Annotated in this window: 18 protein-coding genes and 1 pseudogene; 9 read left to right on the forward strand and 10 right to left on the reverse strand. The window is 49.3% G+C overall.

Features of this window, described 5'->3' with window-relative positions; genetic code table 11:
• Positions 1 to 212: 212 nt before the first annotated feature.
• The 3 genes and pseudogenes from HV213_RS31825 to HV213_RS31835 all read left to right on the forward strand — a co-directional run.
• Positions 213 to 356: pseudogene (locus HV213_RS31825) on the forward strand (SOS response-associated peptidase); the annotation flags it as partial.
• 226 nt (positions 357 to 582) lie between these two features.
• A complete protein-coding gene (locus HV213_RS31830; protein WP_044352188.1) occupies positions 583 to 1,587 on the forward strand; it encodes a DUF4238 domain-containing protein in 1,005 nt (334 codons plus the stop codon).
• 234 nt (positions 1,588 to 1,821) lie between these two features.
• Positions 1,822 to 2,454 carry a DUF6904 family protein gene (locus HV213_RS31835; protein WP_001567369.1) on the forward strand — a complete coding sequence of 211 codons (633 nt, stop codon included), beginning with the start codon at positions 1,822 to 1,824 and terminating at the stop codon, positions 2,452 to 2,454.
• A 28-nt stretch (positions 2,455 to 2,482) separates the two neighbouring features.
• Here HV213_RS31835 and HV213_RS31840 read toward each other — a convergent pair whose 3' ends face one another.
• From HV213_RS31840 to HV213_RS31850, 3 genes are all read right to left on the reverse strand, one after another.
• Positions 2,483 to 3,886 (reverse strand): ISNCY-like element ISKpn21 family transposase, encoded by a 1,404-nt coding sequence (locus HV213_RS31840; RefSeq protein ID WP_001567368.1) that lies wholly within the window; start codon positions 3,884 to 3,886, stop codon positions 2,483 to 2,485.
• Between the two features lie 270 nt (positions 3,887 to 4,156).
• A complete protein-coding gene (gene tolA, locus HV213_RS31845) occupies positions 4,157 to 4,591 on the reverse strand; it encodes a cell envelope integrity protein TolA (RefSeq protein WP_001567367.1) in 435 nt (144 codons plus the stop codon).
• Positions 4,592 to 4,637: 46 nt separating this feature from the next.
• Entirely contained in the window at positions 4,638 to 5,186 is a 549-nt protein-coding gene (locus HV213_RS31850) for a thioredoxin fold domain-containing protein (protein ID WP_001567366.1), read from the reverse strand.
• Between the two features lie 451 nt (positions 5,187 to 5,637).
• Here HV213_RS31850 and HV213_RS31855 point away from each other — a divergent pair, with 451 nt between their 5' ends.
• The 3 genes from HV213_RS31855 to HV213_RS33855 all read left to right on the forward strand — a co-directional run bounded on the left by HV213_RS31855 (position 5,638) and on the right by HV213_RS33855 (position 7,101).
• On the forward strand, positions 5,638 to 5,988 hold the full coding sequence (locus HV213_RS31855; protein WP_004200891.1) for a hypothetical protein: 351 nt from the start codon (positions 5,638 to 5,640) through the stop codon (positions 5,986 to 5,988).
• 99 nt (positions 5,989 to 6,087) lie between these two features.
• Positions 6,088 to 6,210 (forward strand): hypothetical protein, encoded by a 123-nt coding sequence (locus HV213_RS33660; protein WP_254913144.1) that lies wholly within the window; start codon positions 6,088 to 6,090, stop codon positions 6,208 to 6,210.
• Between the two features lie 690 nt (positions 6,211 to 6,900).
• Positions 6,901 to 7,101, forward strand: a complete 201-nt coding sequence (locus tag HV213_RS33855) for an ECs_2282 family putative zinc-binding protein (RefSeq protein ID WP_023280894.1) — start codon at positions 6,901 to 6,903, stop codon at positions 7,099 to 7,101.
• Positions 7,102 to 7,212: 111 nt separating this feature from the next.
• Here the strand turns inward: HV213_RS33855 and HV213_RS31860 are convergent, their stop codons facing one another.
• The 3 genes from HV213_RS31860 to HV213_RS31870 all read right to left on the reverse strand — a co-directional run bounded on the left by HV213_RS31860 (position 7,213) and on the right by HV213_RS31870 (position 9,330).
• A complete protein-coding gene (locus HV213_RS31860) occupies positions 7,213 to 7,704 on the reverse strand; it encodes a hypothetical protein (RefSeq protein ID WP_004200903.1) in 492 nt (163 codons plus the stop codon).
• Positions 7,705 to 7,837: 133 nt separating this feature from the next.
• A complete protein-coding gene (locus tag HV213_RS31865) occupies positions 7,838 to 9,073 on the reverse strand; it encodes a hypothetical protein (RefSeq protein ID WP_181486539.1) in 1,236 nt (411 codons plus the stop codon).
• Positions 9,061 to 9,330 carry a hypothetical protein gene (locus HV213_RS31870; protein WP_020804424.1) on the reverse strand — a complete coding sequence of 90 codons (270 nt, stop codon included), beginning with the start codon at positions 9,328 to 9,330 and terminating at the stop codon, positions 9,061 to 9,063. The genes HV213_RS31865 and HV213_RS31870 overlap by 13 nt, the downstream gene beginning before the upstream one ends.
• A gap of 469 nt (positions 9,331 to 9,799) precedes the next feature.
• Between HV213_RS31870 and HV213_RS31875 the strand changes: the two genes are divergently transcribed.
• From HV213_RS31875 to HV213_RS31885, 3 genes are read left to right on the forward strand one after another with little or no spacing between them, the layout of a single operon-like run.
• Positions 9,800 to 10,219: a hypothetical protein gene (locus HV213_RS31875; protein WP_224253935.1), complete on the forward strand. Its 420-nt coding sequence runs from the start codon at positions 9,800 to 9,802 to the stop codon at positions 10,217 to 10,219.
• A 52-nt stretch (positions 10,220 to 10,271) separates the two neighbouring features.
• Complete coding sequence (locus HV213_RS31880) at positions 10,272 to 11,051, forward strand: hypothetical protein (RefSeq protein ID WP_000535296.1); 780 nt, start codon at positions 10,272 to 10,274, stop codon at positions 11,049 to 11,051.
• 50 nt (positions 11,052 to 11,101) lie between these two features.
• Positions 11,102 to 11,878: a site-specific integrase gene (locus HV213_RS31885; RefSeq protein WP_023304041.1), complete on the forward strand. Its 777-nt coding sequence runs from the start codon at positions 11,102 to 11,104 to the stop codon at positions 11,876 to 11,878.
• 144 nt (positions 11,879 to 12,022) lie between these two features.
• Here HV213_RS31885 and HV213_RS31890 read toward each other — a convergent pair whose 3' ends face one another.
• The 4 genes from HV213_RS31890 to HV213_RS31905 all read right to left on the reverse strand — a co-directional run bounded on the left by HV213_RS31890 (position 12,023) and on the right by HV213_RS31905 (position 15,990).
• The gene (locus HV213_RS31890) at positions 12,023 to 12,988 is read right to left on the reverse strand and encodes an Rpn family recombination-promoting nuclease/putative transposase (RefSeq protein WP_023304042.1); all 966 of its coding nucleotides are present in this window, start codon (positions 12,986 to 12,988) and stop codon (positions 12,023 to 12,025) included.
• Between the two features lie 1,315 nt (positions 12,989 to 14,303).
• Complete coding sequence (locus tag HV213_RS31895) at positions 14,304 to 14,777, reverse strand: type II toxin-antitoxin system PemK/MazF family toxin (protein WP_023304043.1); 474 nt, start codon at positions 14,775 to 14,777, stop codon at positions 14,304 to 14,306.
• A 287-nt stretch (positions 14,778 to 15,064) separates the two neighbouring features.
• Positions 15,065 to 15,367, reverse strand: coding sequence for a hypothetical protein (locus HV213_RS31900; protein WP_071847026.1), 303 nt, complete (start codon positions 15,365 to 15,367; stop codon positions 15,065 to 15,067).
• Complete coding sequence (locus tag HV213_RS31905; RefSeq protein WP_023304044.1) at positions 15,364 to 15,990, reverse strand: ParA family plasmid-partitioning AAA ATPase; 627 nt, start codon at positions 15,988 to 15,990, stop codon at positions 15,364 to 15,366. The genes HV213_RS31900 and HV213_RS31905 overlap by 4 nt, the downstream gene beginning before the upstream one ends.
• Between the last annotated feature and the right edge of the window lie 211 nt (positions 15,991 to 16,201).

Below are 16,201 nucleotides of genomic sequence, written 5' to 3' on the forward strand. Positions count from 1 at the left end.
AAACGGCCCACCGGCCTGTTGAGGAACCTGTAAAACGGAAAGGCTCGCTGAAGCCGTATATTTTCTGGAGGTTCATCAGGCGCGGAACTCATCGAGGCGCGGGAATAAAATCCCATTCAGACGCCGGATAGATTCAAGCAAGCCAACTTATCGTCAAAATCGGTGTTGCAAAAACGGGAGTGACCATAGATTCCGTTTTCTGAGACGATCCCAAACAGGACGTTTCGGGTAAGGAGGCTGAAGAAATTGCTGCTGATGGAGCTGTGTCAGCTGAACATTTCAAATGGCATCCTGTAACGCGCGCTGTTGGTAATGTGAAGAATCAGGGACCAGAGCTCATCGAGCCTGTTGGCTGATGAGATGTCGGAGGCTGAGCCGTGTTTTAAAGCTAATGTACGCATACATTAGCTTTAAAATTAGCCGTGCATCATAACTAATTGCAATCATCAATATGGACAGCTATCACGACAGGTAGATTTTAAAAGCTTCAGACCTACGCATTAAAAGCGGTTCAAGTCTTATAAGTAGATAGTTATTATTTTAGCGGTGTATCAATACCCGCTTTATCATGGAGTTGATTTTATGGCCGATCCCCTGAACCTACAGACCGACGTCGTCCGGCAGCACACGGTGCCACGTTTTTTACTGAAGCACTTCAGTGCGCCGGGAAAAGGTGAGCGCCGGCGGTTGCACGCCTTTGACAAGGCCCGCGGAGGCAGTTACGCCACCACGCCCGACGACGCCACCGTGCGCAACACCTTTTACAATCTTGACGGTCACCCCGATCGCTTGAGTCTGGAGCCACTGCTGGGGATTTACGAACACCATGCCGCGCAGGTGATCGCCGCGCTGCTGCAGCACAGGGATATCCGCCGGCTGACCGAGGAGGAGCGGTACAAACTGGCCGTGTTTGTGGCCGTGCAGCGTGCGCGTACCTTTGGCGAGCAGCAGCGTTTAGCCGGAATGGTCTCTGTGCTTGCGGATAAATTGGCTGGCATCGGCGCGACAGCTGACCAGGTGACCGATGCCCTGGGTATATCGCCAGATCGCGATACCCGGCACGTTTTTCTGCGTTTACTGGCCGATCAGGCGCCCCATATTGACCATTACCTGAATAAAGACTGGTATCTCTTTGAGACCACGGCCGATCATCCGTTCTACGTGTCTGATAACCCTGTGGTCCTGCAGAACAATAATGACTTCGCGCCATACGGCAACCTCGGGCTGGCGGTTCGCGGTATAGAAATTTATCTGCCGCTGTCGTCCACGCTGATGCTCGCCCTGTACTGCCCTTCCATACGGGAAGAAATGCTTCAGCACCGGCAGAACATTGAATTTTTACTGGCACGCGCGCCGCATCGCATACCTGCACATATGCGCCCGTTTGAGATGCTTGAGCATATCCGGCGTTTTACGGACTATCTGTCTTTTCCGCTGAGCCAGGAGAATGTCACCCGTTACAATTCGCTGCAGGTTCAGTTTTCTGAGCAGTATGTTTTCTGTGAAAGGAATGACTTTACTCTGGTTGAGAAAATGCTGGCTCATGACGAGCGTTACCGGACCGGCCCACGTTTCACGGCTGGCTGAACCTGGGAATCGATGTATATAAGTTTGACCAGCTAAAGTTAAGATGAGCCACTTTTAGACACGCCGGATATCTTAACTTAGCTATAGGCAGATATTACAACTTTGCTGTTACAGTATTTGTCAAGGCTCAATTGAAATGTCCGTTATCCAGCTCAATTAAAATGACCACTTTGATCTCTCATTCTCTTTACTGATAGACTTTCCTCCGACTGAAACAACAGGATGATTGAGCCCATGCTTCGATACGAGTTAACGCCGAACAATGCAGGTTTTATACTGTGGGGAGATTCAGAAGCCCTGAATGAATTACATGAACTCATTCATTACATCGTGGATGAAAGCCCACTGATTAAAGTTAAAGACGGATTTATGTTATCCCTTGCCTATGATATTCGTAAAGCACGGGAAGGTAATCGTCGTGTTGAGCAACATCAGTATGATCAACATGATACATATAAGCTTTATGGTGTTGAGCTTTTATGGCCTCTGGTCCTGGTACAGTCCTCAATACTCAGAAACTCAATGGGTTATATTCAGACAGACAAAAACCAGCTGTCTGTCATGTATGCCTTTGAATACCTGATAGAATCAGCATTAACAGAGTCTGAGAGAACAACGTCGAATGATATTATGCTAACAGTAAAATATGCATCAGACTCTGATTTTAATTTCATTGAGGATAATATTGACAGCAGGTGCTGCTATTTTATCAGCCTATCTCCGGAGCAAAGAAAAAAGCAGTTAATCAGTATTGTTCGTTCTTTTCATTCATTATGGGGTAAGTATGCCCGTGAAAAGCAGGACATAAAGATGCTGAACGAAATGAATAATACATCATGGGTCTGGCCGGACAATATCAACTGGTGAGCAACCACTGTCCGGCCAGTGAGTACCATCAGCGGGCTCTTTTACCAAAAATGTCCTCTGAACGTGACTGAAGCTGTTTGAGTGCTTCGAGCATGTCATCATTATCCAGTGAGCGCTGGGATTTCTTCCCTTCCTGCTTTGGCCGTCGTCGGGAAGGGCCATCTCCAGCGGGAATTGACTGAGAGCGCGTGTTATCCCGCTTGCTCTGCACCAGACTGATAAACTCCAGGGTTCGGCCAAGACGCTTGTTATCGACAATCGCGCCCTGGTCGATTTCTGACAGTCGGTCGTAGGTAGAGTAGGGAAGTAGCGTACCGTTCAGGCGCAGCTCTTTTCTGCCATCAGGATAGTGATACACATCGATATATTTACCTATTGCACGGCGACTCAGTTCGCTGTCTTCAATCAGGTACAACATTTTATCATATTGTATCGTCAACGATTTTGAGACTTTACGTTTTTCACGAACAGTGAAAATAAGCCCCAGGTCCTCATCATGTTCTACAGCACGGTGTACGTCAAAATCATGTCGCGGTACTTTGCCAAAACGGCGGTTATAGTCAGCCATATAGGCCTCAGCGAAGTCATTTGCAGCCTCCATTGAACAAATGCCCTGTAACCGCAGCTCTTTGACCAGACGATCCTGTAAAGTGAGGTGAGCTCGTTCTACACGCCCTTTGGCGGGACTGGTTTCTGCACAGATAGTCTGGATGTTCAGTTCATGCATGGCTCGCCCAAACTGAGTATGCCCGTCTCCGCCTGTGGCGTGTTTATTGTTAACACGAAAAACACCGGCTTTATCGCTGTACAGTGCCAGCGGTTTACCATGCTTATCGATATAGCGCCGCGTGGCTTCGAAGTAAGAAAACGTGGACTCCGATTTAACAAACAACAGTTCCATCAGTTTGCTGGTTGCATCATCAACATAGACCAGCGCGGTGCAGGCCGGGCCACGGCCTTCAAACCAGTCGTGATCACAGCCATCTATTTGTATCAGCTCACCAGTACACGGACGCCGGTACCGTGGTTGAGGGATCCTTGCGGCACGTTGTTTACGGGGAACCCATAAGCCAGCCCGCACCATGATGCGCCGGACAGTTTCTTTGCCAAGAAACAGTCCGTGGAGTTCTTCGAGCTTTTCACGCGCCAGAGTCGGACCGAAATCAGCATAACGCGTCTTGATCAGTTCCAGAGCCTGATCTGCGAGCCCGGGTGGCAACTGGCGGTTACCACGCATGCCACATCGTCTGCTGGCCATACCAAGCGGTCCGCCTTCACGGTAACGGGCAAGAAGTCTGCGGCATTGCCTGTCGCTGATACCGAGGTGCTCGGCCGCACGGCGCGTTGTGATGCGACGTTCAATGACGTCCTGTATAATCTTGATCCGGTTGATCTCTTTCAAAGTAAACACTCCTGAGCTTTCTGCGCTCATGATATGCCTCCCGGTAGTTTAAACGGACCAGTGAAGCTTACCATAGCGCGGACATCTGAATTGAGCCACAGGCGGACATTACTATTGAGCCATTACAACTCAACTTCGCTTAATGCGTTTTATGTTAAATATCAGTCAATTACATTGAGATCGCAAAGCTTGCAGCGACATATCAGTGTCGCTGCAACAACCCGACCTTTGCGATGAAAAAACGGATTACGGATAGATCACAATAGGGCATTTCCTCAATAACCACCTCAAACTTCATTTCTATAGTCTGAAATCAAGAGCGGCATTTTTGACCCTCTGATATGTTTCGTTATCTGGTGCGGCGGGTATTTTCGCTCGTGTAATCGCTGAAATGGCTGCTTTACACAATTTTGCATCACCCTCTTTTGCTGTCGCACTGTTCACTGAACCATCAGGCTGAAGATAGATACGAATAGAGCAGGTTTTTCCTTTATACGCATCGGGTTCGTACATTTCGGCAACAATGGCATTCCGTATTTGTGCTGCATATACGACTATTTTTGAATGCTCCGGGGGAAATGTTGGAGACCCTAGGTTACCTAAAAGATCATCAACTTCCGCTGATTTATCGTTGCCGGGCATTACCCTGACGTTTGTTTTTTGAGTATGGTTTGAACAGGCTGTTATAAGTAGCACCAGGGTGAGTATGGGGGCTGAGAACGCTCTTAAATTCATGTGAAACTCCAGTTTTCATCTCCAGGTAACCATTCGCTTAGTCCTTTTACTGGAGTTCAGAGAGAATTTTATCTGGAGAAACACTACCCAGGAAAGTATGCACAGACGGCTCCAGCACTACCATAGCAGGAGTTACTGTAACGCCCAGTCTATCAGCAAGTTCAGATTGTTTAATCACCAGATTTTTACATTTTTCTGAGCTATCATTGTCTGGCAAAAAACCGGCCATCGCATTTTGAAAACTTTTCTGACGATCTGATGCACACCATACTCGTCCCATATCTTCAATGACTGAGTCTTTGATGGATGATGGAACCACCGTCAGAAATGACATAGTCAGCCCTGCATCAGTGTATTTCTTGATGTTTTTTACAACATAGCTGCAATAAACACATTGATTATCTACAAAAACTAATATTTTATATTTTTCCACTCCAGACTGAAACGTAATCGGCTGCAATTCAGTTAAGGAGCGAGAGATATCCTCATAGGCCATCTGTGGCGTTGTGTCTAAAACAGGAGCAGTTGTAGCCCCAACACTGAAGCTGGCTATCGTAAAAACACCTGCGGCTAATGATTTAAGAAAAAAACTCATAATCCCTGTTCCCTATTCAGTATTAATTTCAGGTTGTTGATGCCTGGTTCATGCCAGATTTGAATATTTTTATCATTTGTAAAAAACAATAGTTCCTGTTTATGCGACTCCATCATTGATCCGCGAGGGTGCTATAGTGTGTCCAGATACCATACGCGCTCTTTTTTCCACTGCCTATAGAGCGTAACGGTAATGAAGCGGAAAAATTTTCGGATGAATGCTGGGAGAAGGGTTTGCGGCTGGATAAAAGCCCGTCTGTGCACTATCAACTTCTGATGGAAACCATCCGCTGGACGCTTATCCCGCAGCAAAAGTAAAGTCCTCCGTCGCTCTCCCTTACGGTACTGATCTTTCCACTCATTTGGCATGTCCTGGAGAGCAGCTATCTTGCATGTCACACTATAAGGGGTTAGTTTGGATATCGAAAATTATTGTACGTCAAGGTCAATAATTGACCATCATTAACAATTTCCTTTGCGCTAATGGCAAGATTATGAAAAAGACTTTACTGATAGCCGCCATAGTGGCGGCAGGTATTACGTTCGCAATGGCCGACGATGGCCAGCCCGCTGGTCGACTGTACAAAATTGGCGAGCACACCGTAGAAATAGATGCGGATTGCATGATCCTCTCGGTTGACGGCTCCCCCGCTACGCTAAACGCGTCCGTATCCGGGCATATGGATTTTAATTTAGCCAACGGCGGCATTGCAGAATCGGAACCACGGCCAAACCGTCATACCTGCAAAGTGTATGCGGGGAGTGATGTGCGAACAATTCACATAAAAAAACAAACTCAATGAAAAAGATTTGCCTGATCGCAGCCGCTGGCAGCGGCAAATATTGCACCAACACACGCGATTAGCGAAAGCTATTGCAACGCTTGAGTGGGCAACTGAGTCGTGCAGCGTCATGAGATGGCGGTAGCCGCCGAACAGATGTCTCAGCAACAACAGCACGAAAAAGTGCTGGAGCTGGAGCGTTCTCAGCGGCAACGGGGTTATGACGGTCCGACCATAGGCTGATATCGTAAAACAGATTATTTAGGGAAGTTCCGCTTATTACCCTGTTGCTTATGGTTTAGGTGTTAGGTTTTTTGCTTCAGGTGCATTCGGCCCGGCACGTAGATCCCCTAATAGATCTACTGATTTTTCTGATGAGGCTGTTGGTTTACCCAACTCAGTTGATTTTGTTGTGGTACAGGCTACCAGAAGCAACGGTATTACAGATGATAAAAGGCGTGCTGAGCGCATCGTTGACGTTCTCTGGGAATATGACAGAAGCACATCATAATTGGAGCGTTAAGTGGAAGTAAACTACCTGAAATCATGCTTTTGCTGACTGTTTACCTTCAGATTCAGTGCCATTCATTTTCCTGCATAGCCATGCAACATAGTTAACATTTATCAGGGACGTTTCTGGCGGGTTTTCGGGTGGTTTGTTGCCTGTTTTTCCTGTTTCCTGCCAGAAACGCCCTGAGGTCGTTCTGGCGGTGCGAGTAATGGGTTTTCGCACAACATAAGTTAAATATCAATAAATTACATTGGTATCACTAGGCTTGCAGCGACATGCCAGTTTCGCCTCAACACCCTTTCTGAGTGCTGACAGTTGGTTAGCGCTCATTCACAAGCCATCCGTTACCGTTTTGTAGCGACAAGACAGTCCTTCTGATAAGGTCGAAGAGAAAGAGCACAATATCAAATGGACTTGCAACTATGAATAGCATCAAATTCAAGTGCCCCGAGTGCGGTCAGGCACTAACTTTCAACGACATACTACATGTTGAAACAATTGATGAAATTAAAAATACGCTTTGCCCTTACTGTAAAATGCTGATCAGCAAGGAAGAAATCACACGACAAATTCAGAGTAATGTTGCAAGGCGAATTGAGGCTATGCTCGGAGGACTAAAATAGCCCTTCGTGGTTCAGTCGAAGGAAAGGCTACGTAATAAACCAAGGATGAATATGAGCGCTGACAGCGATCTAAAGGCATGTGGTTCTAATAAACGCTCTCCTCAATGTCATTCAGGCGTTCAGGTCTGACCTGTTCTGTTTCAGATAATCACTGATACTGAGGCCGGACAAACGAATTTTATCCGAAACCTCCCTGAACTGCTCTTTCCAGCCATTTGTCAGATGTCTTTGCGACGCGATTTTACAGGCGACGCTGAACGGCGTTCTCCCCAGTTTCTCGGAAAGCCAGAAAAGATGCTTACCAATATCATCATTCGGGACGCCATCGAGCGCATCCAGTAATAAAGTTTCCTCTTCAGCCACCCAGGCCTGGCGGGCATTCGGAAAGCGTGGGTCAGGTATAGGTGCCTGTTTCTCTTCCTTCGGTTTCGATGCTGCCGGTACCGTAGGCTTTTTCATGCTGACGCGTGCTTTCATGGCGCCGATGGCCGCCACGGCCCGCACCAGGGTTTCACGCTCCTGGCGGGTGAGCAGATCATCTTCACAAATCAGGGTGTTCAGATTATCGATCAGGGTGTCCAGTCGGGTTTCAGTGACTTTCATGGTTCAGCTCTTGTTCCTTGTGGTGGTTGGGTACAGTCCCGGTTCTCATGCTCCGGGCCGGAGATCGTCAGTCAGTTTTTGCAGCGCGTGCCGCTCACGCCAGGATGAACGTGGCTTGCTGAAGACAATGGGCTCAGGGCCTCTCTCCTGTTCCGGCGTCGTTCCACACCATCACCGTGGCCAGATGCTCCGTCACCTCCCGCCCCGTGTAACCGGCCAGGATTGCCAGCGCCCTGGCGCCCGCTTCACGGGACAGCGGACTGCGGAACCCGAATCCATCCGTCATCAGGAGCCACTGCAGACGTTCCGTCCAGCGCTCGCCGGGTTTGCGTACCGGCGAAAACACAATCTCCGTCAGTTGTTCGCGGTTGCAGTACAGCTGTTGTCGTTCCAGGTCGTTCAGCAGGGTGTTCAGCTCGCGGCGGTCAGCTTCTTCCTGACTCATCAGCGGCCAGCGGATGCGGTGCCACTGCAGCTCATGCACCTGGTCGCCGGCGAAACCCGCGCGGGCCAGCAGGTCAGCCAGTGCGGCCTCCGTATCTTCCTCATAGCCGGCCGCCGTGAGCGGGAACGCCTCCGCACTGTCGCGCAGAACCTGCAGCAGGCGCGCCGGCGCCGGCAGGTCGCGGAGCCCCTCACCAGGCGTGATAACGGCCTGCCTGATCTCCTCATTCAGGCCGCTGATCCCCTCCGCCTGCAGCGCGACGTCCAGCTGGCGGTACCAGGTGTCGGTCCGGTCCGCCGGCGCGGTGACGTTCAGAGCGCCCTCCTCCGGCGTGGCGCTCTCATTGATCTGCACCCGGACCGCAATCCCCGCATCGTGACAGGCCTGCAGCCAGGTGGCGATCTGCAGGGGATCGCCTTCCAGGCGTGTCAACTGCCCGGCCGCATTCCACAGCTGCAGGCAGGTGGTGCCGTCGAGAAGGATAACGTAGTCTCCCCGGACCGCCAGATGCCAGCGATCGTCCAGCGCCACCGGCCGCTCGTCACCGAACGAGTCAGACTCATAGACCGCCTTCATCCTGACCAGGGGCAGAACCCGGACCGCCGCCGCTCGCTGCTCCGCCAGGACGCGCGCCTGTTCGTCAGCGAGAAGCGGGGCGGCCAGCGCACGGCCAGCGTCCGTCAGCTCAACGGCCAGCTGCAGGTTCGGGGCTCGCAGGGTGCGCAGCCAGCCCGCGGCTTCCATGCGCCGGCAGGAGGCGCGCAGGTTCGGCCCGTACACCGGGGCGTCCCCGCCCTGCTCCAGCACCCGCTCAATATCCCGCGTCGCCACCGGCCCCGGACGTTTTGCACCGAGGGCGGCCAGCACAATCAGTACCCGTCGCTGCAGCGGCGACGGCCTGCGGGAGGTTGTTACTGCTGCCATGAACGTTGTTCTGCTGTGGGAGCGCGCAGGAGCATTCCGGTGAGGCGCAGATGGTCCCTGTCGGCGACGTCTTCCGGGGCACGGCCCGCCATCGCCAGGTGGTACCAGAGTTCGATCGCGCTGCGTGCCCAGGCAATCTCCGCATCGGGGTCATTGCAGTCTGCGCGGCCGGCTCGTTCGAGACACCCGTTAATGAAGTCTTCCGTGTCGGCGGTCATCGTTTCATAGCTGAGGCGAAAGTATACTTTTTCATCCATCCTGCACGCTCCGTCTGATAATGTCTGGTTAAGTGTAAAGTCATATCATGTATAGTTTATTGCTAATCAATTAAACATCATATCAGATATGATTTTATTATTAATGATAAATATCATTCTTAGTATGATTTTATGCATGTTCATTAATTATCATATCTATTGCGGATTTTCCGCCTCGCAGATCCGGTTTCTGGCTGTTCCGGATCTTCGCGAAATGCACCGGCACGCAGCGGCCCCCTGACACAAGATGTAGGGGGTTAATCAGCTGCAAATGGCGCTATATGTTGTGTCCCTCCCCTTCCCCGTGACCGCCCGCCCGACACCGGAAATGAGCGCTTTGCTTATTCTCTGACCGTGGTACACTTCCGGAAACTGCGAAATAAATGAAAAATCGGATCACCGCGAAACCGCCATCCGGTAATTTAACGGCGTGGTTATATGGCTGATTATTATCTCTCAGGTGATGATTTTGGCAGGTAAAGTAATCAACAGTGACTTTAAGGTGTGTCATCTGGTGATGACATATGATTTCAGTGCGGGACTATTGAACCGGATACTATTTTTGAGGCGAGGTATGGGTAAACCAACATTTAGATCATTTTACGATGTGGTCCGGGAGCTTGAGGATGTATATGGCCATAAAGAGCTATGGCTGTATTCAGGAGCGGCATACGCAACGCCAACAGAAATGATTAACGCCAGACATAACTGGAAATCGCCAAAAATCCTGAAACGTAACGGAAGAATGGTTGCAGAACGAATGGATAACTCGGACTCATGGCAACTGGTTGGTGACTACAAAAAACCGCTGTTCCAACATTGTGCTCCGCCCTGGCAATCCTGTCAGATAGATGACTATTTTAAAGGCTATTACATTATCGCCCCCTGAAGGTCAGAGGAGTAATGGATGGCGGGATTACATCATTGATGGCGAGGTTTAAATGGGAAGTATGAAAGAACTGCTGTTTGAAATGCAGGAGGAACGGCGTGACGAATGGATTGCGGAAAATTATCCGGATGCTGAGGAAGGAACTCCTGAATGGGATGCGGCAGCGCAGGAATACAGCTGGTTTCAGGACTGGATGGAAGAGGCGGCTGAGCAGCAATATTTTGAGGCTTCGCTTGCCAGTATTCCTGACCGCCTGCAGGATGCAAAGGCTGAACTGGATGAGTTAGAGAGCCTGATGCAGTTCAACCAACCCAGGATCGTAGAGCGGATGGCTTATGTTCATTGCGTGAGTGTACTGGACAGCTTTCTGATGTACAGCGCCAGAGCACTTCTTAGTCATCCCCCGCATTTACAGAAGTTCCTGCACGAGGCTGATTCGTTGGTTCCTAATAAGGAAGACAGAAGAAAATTACTTGCTTCCAAATGGGTCGAGCAGGAGCCGGATAAAGACACTCCTGAGAAGGTTTATACCTGGCGAGCTCAGTCTCTTGTAGCGAAGAAGACATTTCAGAGCCACAAAGTGATAGGTCGGTATTTTTCAAGGATGCTGACAACGCCACATGAGTGGCCATTGGAGGAGATTAAGGGGGTAATCAAGACCCGAAACGCACTGGTACACCGTAATGGAGTTACCGAATCTCTTGAACCCGTGTATATCAGTTCGGGGAGTGTGCAGAATGCTATCTGCACGGTACGAGCATTTATTACCGTGGCGGCTGAAACCCTTCTGCAGGAAGATGCACTATACAGGACGGATGATGGCATATTCTGAAATTACCGCAGCGACACCATCCATAAGCGTCTTCACTGAGGGATATGTCGATGACTTCGCTTCCCGCTAACTATATACCAGTAAGCAACACATCATTACCTGTCGCCATAGACTACCCAGCAGCGCTGGCACTTCGCCAGATGGCTCTCGTTCAGGACGAACTCCCGAAATACCTGCTGGCGCCGGAAGTCAGCGCGCTGCTCCACTACGTGCCGGATCTTCACCGCAAGATGCTGCTGGCGACGCTCTGGAACACGGGCGCGCGAATTAACGAAGCGCTGGCGCTGACAAGGGGGGATTTTTCGCTGTCGCCACCGTATCCGTTCGTGCAGCTGGCCACGCTCAAACAACGAGCGGAGAAATCGGCCAGAACAGCAGGCCGTGCCCCAGCTGGCAGTCAGGCCCACCGTCTGGTGCCCCTCTCCGATCACCAGTACGTCAGCCAGCTGCAGATGATGGTGGCCACCCTGAAAATTCCGCTCGAGCGACGTAATAAGCGTACCGGCAGAACCGAAAAGGCGCGTATCTGGGAGGTCACTGACCGGACGGTACGGACCTGGCTGAATGAAGCAGTGGAGAATGCGGCCGCTGACGGGGTGTCATTCTCTGTGCCGGTCACACCGCACACGTTCCGGCACAGTTATGCGATGCACATGCTGTATGCCGGCATTCCGCTGAAGGTCCTGCAGAGCCTGATGGGCCACAAGTCAGTGAGCTCAACGGAGGTCTACACGAAGGTGTTTGCGCTCGATGTGGCGGCACGTCACCGGGTTCAGTTCCAGATGCCGGGGACCGAGGCGGTGGCGATGCTGAAAGAACGAATTTAACGGCTACAGGCTGACGCGCAGCAGGCTTGTCCAACCCCTTGTCTGTCCAGAAGCGAGTTCTGAACAGACAAGGGGTTCAGAATGAAATGCCGGGTAGGTACTTTGCCTCATCCGGGCAGTAAATGCGTTATCAGGAGGGATGAATCAGTGGCGGATCTGCGCCAGGTCGTCTTCAGTCAGACCGGTCATTTTCATCACGGTACTGCGGTCAATGCCGCTCCTGAGCATGGTGCGGGCAACTTCCAGCTTGCCTTCCAGTTTGCCTTCATTACGGCCTTTTTCAATACCACGTTGTTCACCCAGCTGGATGCCCTGCTCGATCCCCTGCTGGATACCCTTCTCAATACCTTTCTGCTCAAGCTGCTGTGCGATGGTCATAAGTGCGTCCCCGTGTTGCGGCACACGCAGTGCCAGTTCGCGTACAAAGGCTTCGGCGTCGGCTGTTTCGCCTGCCTGGACTATATAGTGTACCAGTGATATGACCTGGGATGAAGACAGGTATCCGGCCAGCAAAATGGGCGCCAGACGGTCAACCAGTTCAGCGAGGTCGCGCTGATGAATATGTTTCTGCAGTAAAGTCAGGGCGGCCATACTGCGGTGGCCGGCGATGTCATCATCCGGAATAACGGTCACATCAACCAGCGGGAAAGCGTTGCTGTAGAGGTTGCCTGCCAGCACGGGGTCGTCAAACTCATCCAGCCAGCGGGTGGAGTACGGATAGGGGCTGCGTTTACCTGTATAGAAAAGGACCGGTATCACCAGGGGCAACTTCTTATGGCCCGCTTCCAGATGGCGCTGCATGGCGGCTACCGCGTAACGTATCAGGCGAAACGCCATGTGCCTGTCCGGCGACGACTGGTGCTCAATAAGCACGTGAACGTAGCCGTCGCCGCCGGTGGTTTTCAGGCTATAGAGAACGTCGCTGAAATACTGACGGAGGTCATCCTCAACAAACGAGCCGGATTCCAGTTTAAGTGTGCTGAGGTCGCAGATGGCCTGCAACTCTGCCGGGAGATGCAGCTCCATGAAATCCCGGGCAATATCCGGTTGCGTCAGGAACTGCCGGAATGTCGCATCGTGGGGTGTGGGCGTGGTGGTTTTCTTTTTCATTGGTCCATGCTCTGAAAATAACTCTGTCATAATATCACAGGCAAAAAATGCTAACATTCGCGTGGAAGGGACTTGATGTTTCTTCCGGGGGGCAGTGCCGGGGTGGTTCTGTCCCCCTCTCCTCTTCCCTGGCATACCATTCACTCTACAGTTACAGACGTCTTTGAAGACATTTAAGTGGTCTTGCCGTTTATGGCCTCACATATCTGGTCACATCAGTCTGTAGGCGGAGGAGGCTGCCGGTATCTTTGACATATACCCTAATGTGACATGCTGGCGAGCGCTCTAGGATTGGTTAATAAAAAAGCCAGGGAATCCTGGCTCTTGGGTGAGCTGGTTGTTAGAAGAACCAGCGAATTAACTCTAAAAGCACAATGAGCGCTTTCAGAGCCTGGATGACTTTTGTAAGAGTCTCCATTTTCTCTCCTTTTCTGGAGAGTAGAACACCGAATGAACCCTTCCACTCTGTCACTCAGTTTTTAGTCTTTAATGTCAGTTAAAGATAGTTCCACTCAGGTAATGGTACTGACTCAGCACCACCTGTTAGTCAGTCAGAGTCTAATCAATGTGTTAGCTGGCTCTTGTAAATCAGATTGATCAGAGTAAAGAGTGGGGGGTATCATTCAACCGTCAGTTAAAGATAGTTCCATTCCAAATCTGAGTACCAGCTTAGTTTTGGATGTAAAAAAGCCCGATTACCAGTCGGGCTTTTTTACATCCAAACCCGCCTGAAGCCTTATCATCCGCTTCCTTCCCCCAATTATGGGTTAATTTATTACTGTAAAGCATTCCTAATAATCGCGATCTCATTGATCCAGAGCAAAGTAAAAATGCCAGAGTGCAAGTGAAGGGAGCTTGCGCTTAATGTAAATTTTTCCGATTAGAAAAACATCATTGTTTAAAGGACATAGTGTTCTGTCACGACGCTAGCCAGCGGTAACGGAAACGATTCGAATATGCCTTCAGGTACGATAGAAATCTTCGTGGGGGTTGTCATGCTGAAGTGGGTACTGGATAGCGAAACGGGGACGGGTTATGTCAGCCATGGACAGAATCACCTGAATATCCAATGCAGTTCGGGGATTATGTAACTGAGGGATTTACCAGCAGCTCTATGATCTCACTGGCGCATATGCCAGCGATATTGCCATAAAGTTCTGTAGTTGTTAGGAAGGTGGCTAATCAAGAGGTAACAGAAATGCAAAAGCCCAGCTTTTCAACTGGGCTTCGCGGTCCCTCAAGGGGAGAAAATCTGAATGGCCTCTATGGGCTACATGGCTAGTCTAGCAAATCAGTAGTTCGTGTCAATAGTGAACTATTGTTCGGATTCCTGCTGTGCTGGAACAAGCGCAGTTGCATTGATAGCTTTGATTACAGCTTTTTGTAGGTTTGTCACAATTTCACGTGAAAGCATCTGCGTTATCCATCCCCTGCCTACTTCCATAGGCCTGCTAAGTCGCTGATTACTTACGGTTTGTACCATGTCGCATTTAACCCAACTAGTTGTTTGAGGAAAATATTTTGCTGCTTTAATTATCCCCTCAGGTAACTCAACGTGAAGGCCATTATTAAGTTTAGCAGTATCTTTTGTGGTCGAAATTGGAACCACAATACACGCATTGCCATTCAGACGCCCATTCAATACAACGACGAGTCTACATTTAATCATTTCCGGGGGGATATGAGCATCGACAGCAGTCGAAACTACATCCCCTTTCTCATCTTTCAAGTAGTTTCCGTAATTGCACGTGAGAATTTGCCCCACTTTAGGGGAGAAATTTATCGGCATATTAAGGCCTTCAGGTAGTCGAAAAATATAACATACATTACTACACAGGAAAGGCTAGGTTCTACATGGCGATGATCATGAGGGACTCCGCTCCCCACCTGGACAGAATAACTGTTATGTCCAGGTGGCGGGGGAATTAAACGAGTGATGTAAAAAAGACCATTGATGAGGCCATTTTAGTTGATTGCAAATTAAGATAACAAGATAACAAGATAACAAGATAACAAGATAACAAGATAACAAGATAACAAGATAACAAGATAACAAGATAACAAGATGGCAAGTTGTTATCTTTGTTTCGCTTCTGCGATTAACCTTGATACCTCTGTTTTTGAAAGGCTTTTTAGTGCTTCTACCGCAGCTCTGACGACATCAGAACGATTAACTCTGCCTTTACCTGAAACCATCTCTGCAGTTATAAGGTCATCAATGTCTTTTAAATTTTCTTCAAAAAAGGAAATGCTCACGGGTTTTGCTTTACTTACAACCAATGATTTCTCAGCGGTCCCTTTGGCACTGTCAATACCAGCTGTACCGCCGTTAATAAATGCTGCCTCATCACGAGGCGGGGTATTTGCTCTATTTCTCACAGAATAACCTCTTTAACTAACGCTTCGATTTCTTGTTGTGCTTTATCATTTTGCGTTTCAAAAATTGTCATTGATTCTGCCCAGGCATCTCGATGTGCTTTCCGATCACATACCCGGGAGTTCGCCAGGCGCATTTCAGGATAATCCTTGAGTACTTCAGCTGCCTGATTAGCTTCATTAACAAACATGTTAGTGGGAGTCATGTTTAATACGAGATACCCCCGAATATTCTCATTAAAATCTTTTGCTGCCGTAAAAACGGAGCATGTATGAGGTACTACATCCAGGTCCATCTGAGAAGGCCGCAACGGAGAAATGAATACGTCTGCGGCCATCAATCCACTACGCATTTCTGCACTGTCGCGTCCAGCACAGTCTGCGATGACATAGTCATATGATTTTTCGTGTTCCTTTAGCATGGCTTTGATGTTGCCTGTGGCGCCTGTAACTGGAATATGGGGAAGATCTTCAGGACGGTTGTTATACCAAGTTAATACTGATTTCTGGTCATCTGCGTCGACAATAATCACTCGATTGCCCAGTGACATCAGATACGCAGCTATAGATACCGCCAGTGTACTTTTACCAACCCCACCCTTTTGACTACCTAGTACTATTATCATTATAGCCTCATATTAAGTTGTTAAGTTAACAACTTAATATTGCCAAGCAGGCGACACCTTTGCAATAACTTATTAAGATAATATCTTGTTAAGTTATTAACTTGATGATTTGTAATGAAATTAAGATAACAAGATAACAAGATAACAAGATAACAAGACAGCAAGATAACAAGATAGAAAAATGAAAAAGTGGCAGGTGTTGGGCTTTAGA

Origin of the sequence: Klebsiella sp. RHBSTW-00484 (assembly GCF_013705725.1) — a bacterium.
Classification (GTDB): Bacteria; Pseudomonadota; Gammaproteobacteria; order Enterobacterales; family Enterobacteriaceae; genus Klebsiella.

Excerpts from the sequence above, each read along its gene's own strand:
- HV213_RS31835 (WP_001567369.1), top strand. The coding sequence starts at position 1,822 with ATGCTTCGATACGAGTTAACGCCGAACAATGCAGGTTTTATACTGTGG.
- HV213_RS31850 (WP_001567366.1), bottom strand. The coding sequence starts at position 5,186 with ATGAGTTTTTTTCTTAAATCATTAGCCGCAGGTGTTTTTACGATAGCC.
- HV213_RS31860 (WP_004200903.1), bottom strand. The coding sequence starts at position 7,704 with ATGAAAGTCACTGAAACCCGACTGGACACCCTGATCGATAATCTGAAC.
- HV213_RS31905 (WP_023304044.1), bottom strand. The coding sequence starts at position 15,990 with ATGATAATAGTACTAGGTAGTCAAAAGGGTGGGGTTGGTAAAAGTACA.
- HV213_RS31880 (WP_000535296.1), top strand. The coding sequence starts at position 10,272 with ATGGGAAGTATGAAAGAACTGCTGTTTGAAATGCAGGAGGAACGGCGT.
- HV213_RS31830 (WP_044352188.1), top strand. The coding sequence starts at position 583 with ATGGCCGATCCCCTGAACCTACAGACCGACGTCGTCCGGCAGCACACG.
- HV213_RS31840 (WP_001567368.1), bottom strand. The coding sequence starts at position 3,886 with ATGAGCGCAGAAAGCTCAGGAGTGTTTACTTTGAAAGAGATCAACCGG.
- HV213_RS31885 (WP_023304041.1), top strand. The coding sequence starts at position 11,102 with ATGACTTCGCTTCCCGCTAACTATATACCAGTAAGCAACACATCATTA.
- HV213_RS31870 (WP_020804424.1), bottom strand. The coding sequence starts at position 9,330 with ATGGATGAAAAAGTATACTTTCGCCTCAGCTATGAAACGATGACCGCC.
- tolA (WP_001567367.1), bottom strand. The coding sequence starts at position 4,591 with ATGAATTTAAGAGCGTTCTCAGCCCCCATACTCACCCTGGTGCTACTT.
- HV213_RS31895 (WP_023304043.1), bottom strand. The coding sequence starts at position 14,777 with ATGCCGATAAATTTCTCCCCTAAAGTGGGGCAAATTCTCACGTGCAAT.
- HV213_RS31890 (WP_023304042.1), bottom strand. The coding sequence starts at position 12,988 with ATGAAAAAGAAAACCACCACGCCCACACCCCACGATGCGACATTCCGG.
- HV213_RS33855 (WP_023280894.1), top strand. The coding sequence starts at position 6,901 with ATGAATAGCATCAAATTCAAGTGCCCCGAGTGCGGTCAGGCACTAACT.
- HV213_RS31865 (WP_181486539.1), bottom strand. The coding sequence starts at position 9,073 with ATGGCAGCAGTAACAACCTCCCGCAGGCCGTCGCCGCTGCAGCGACGG.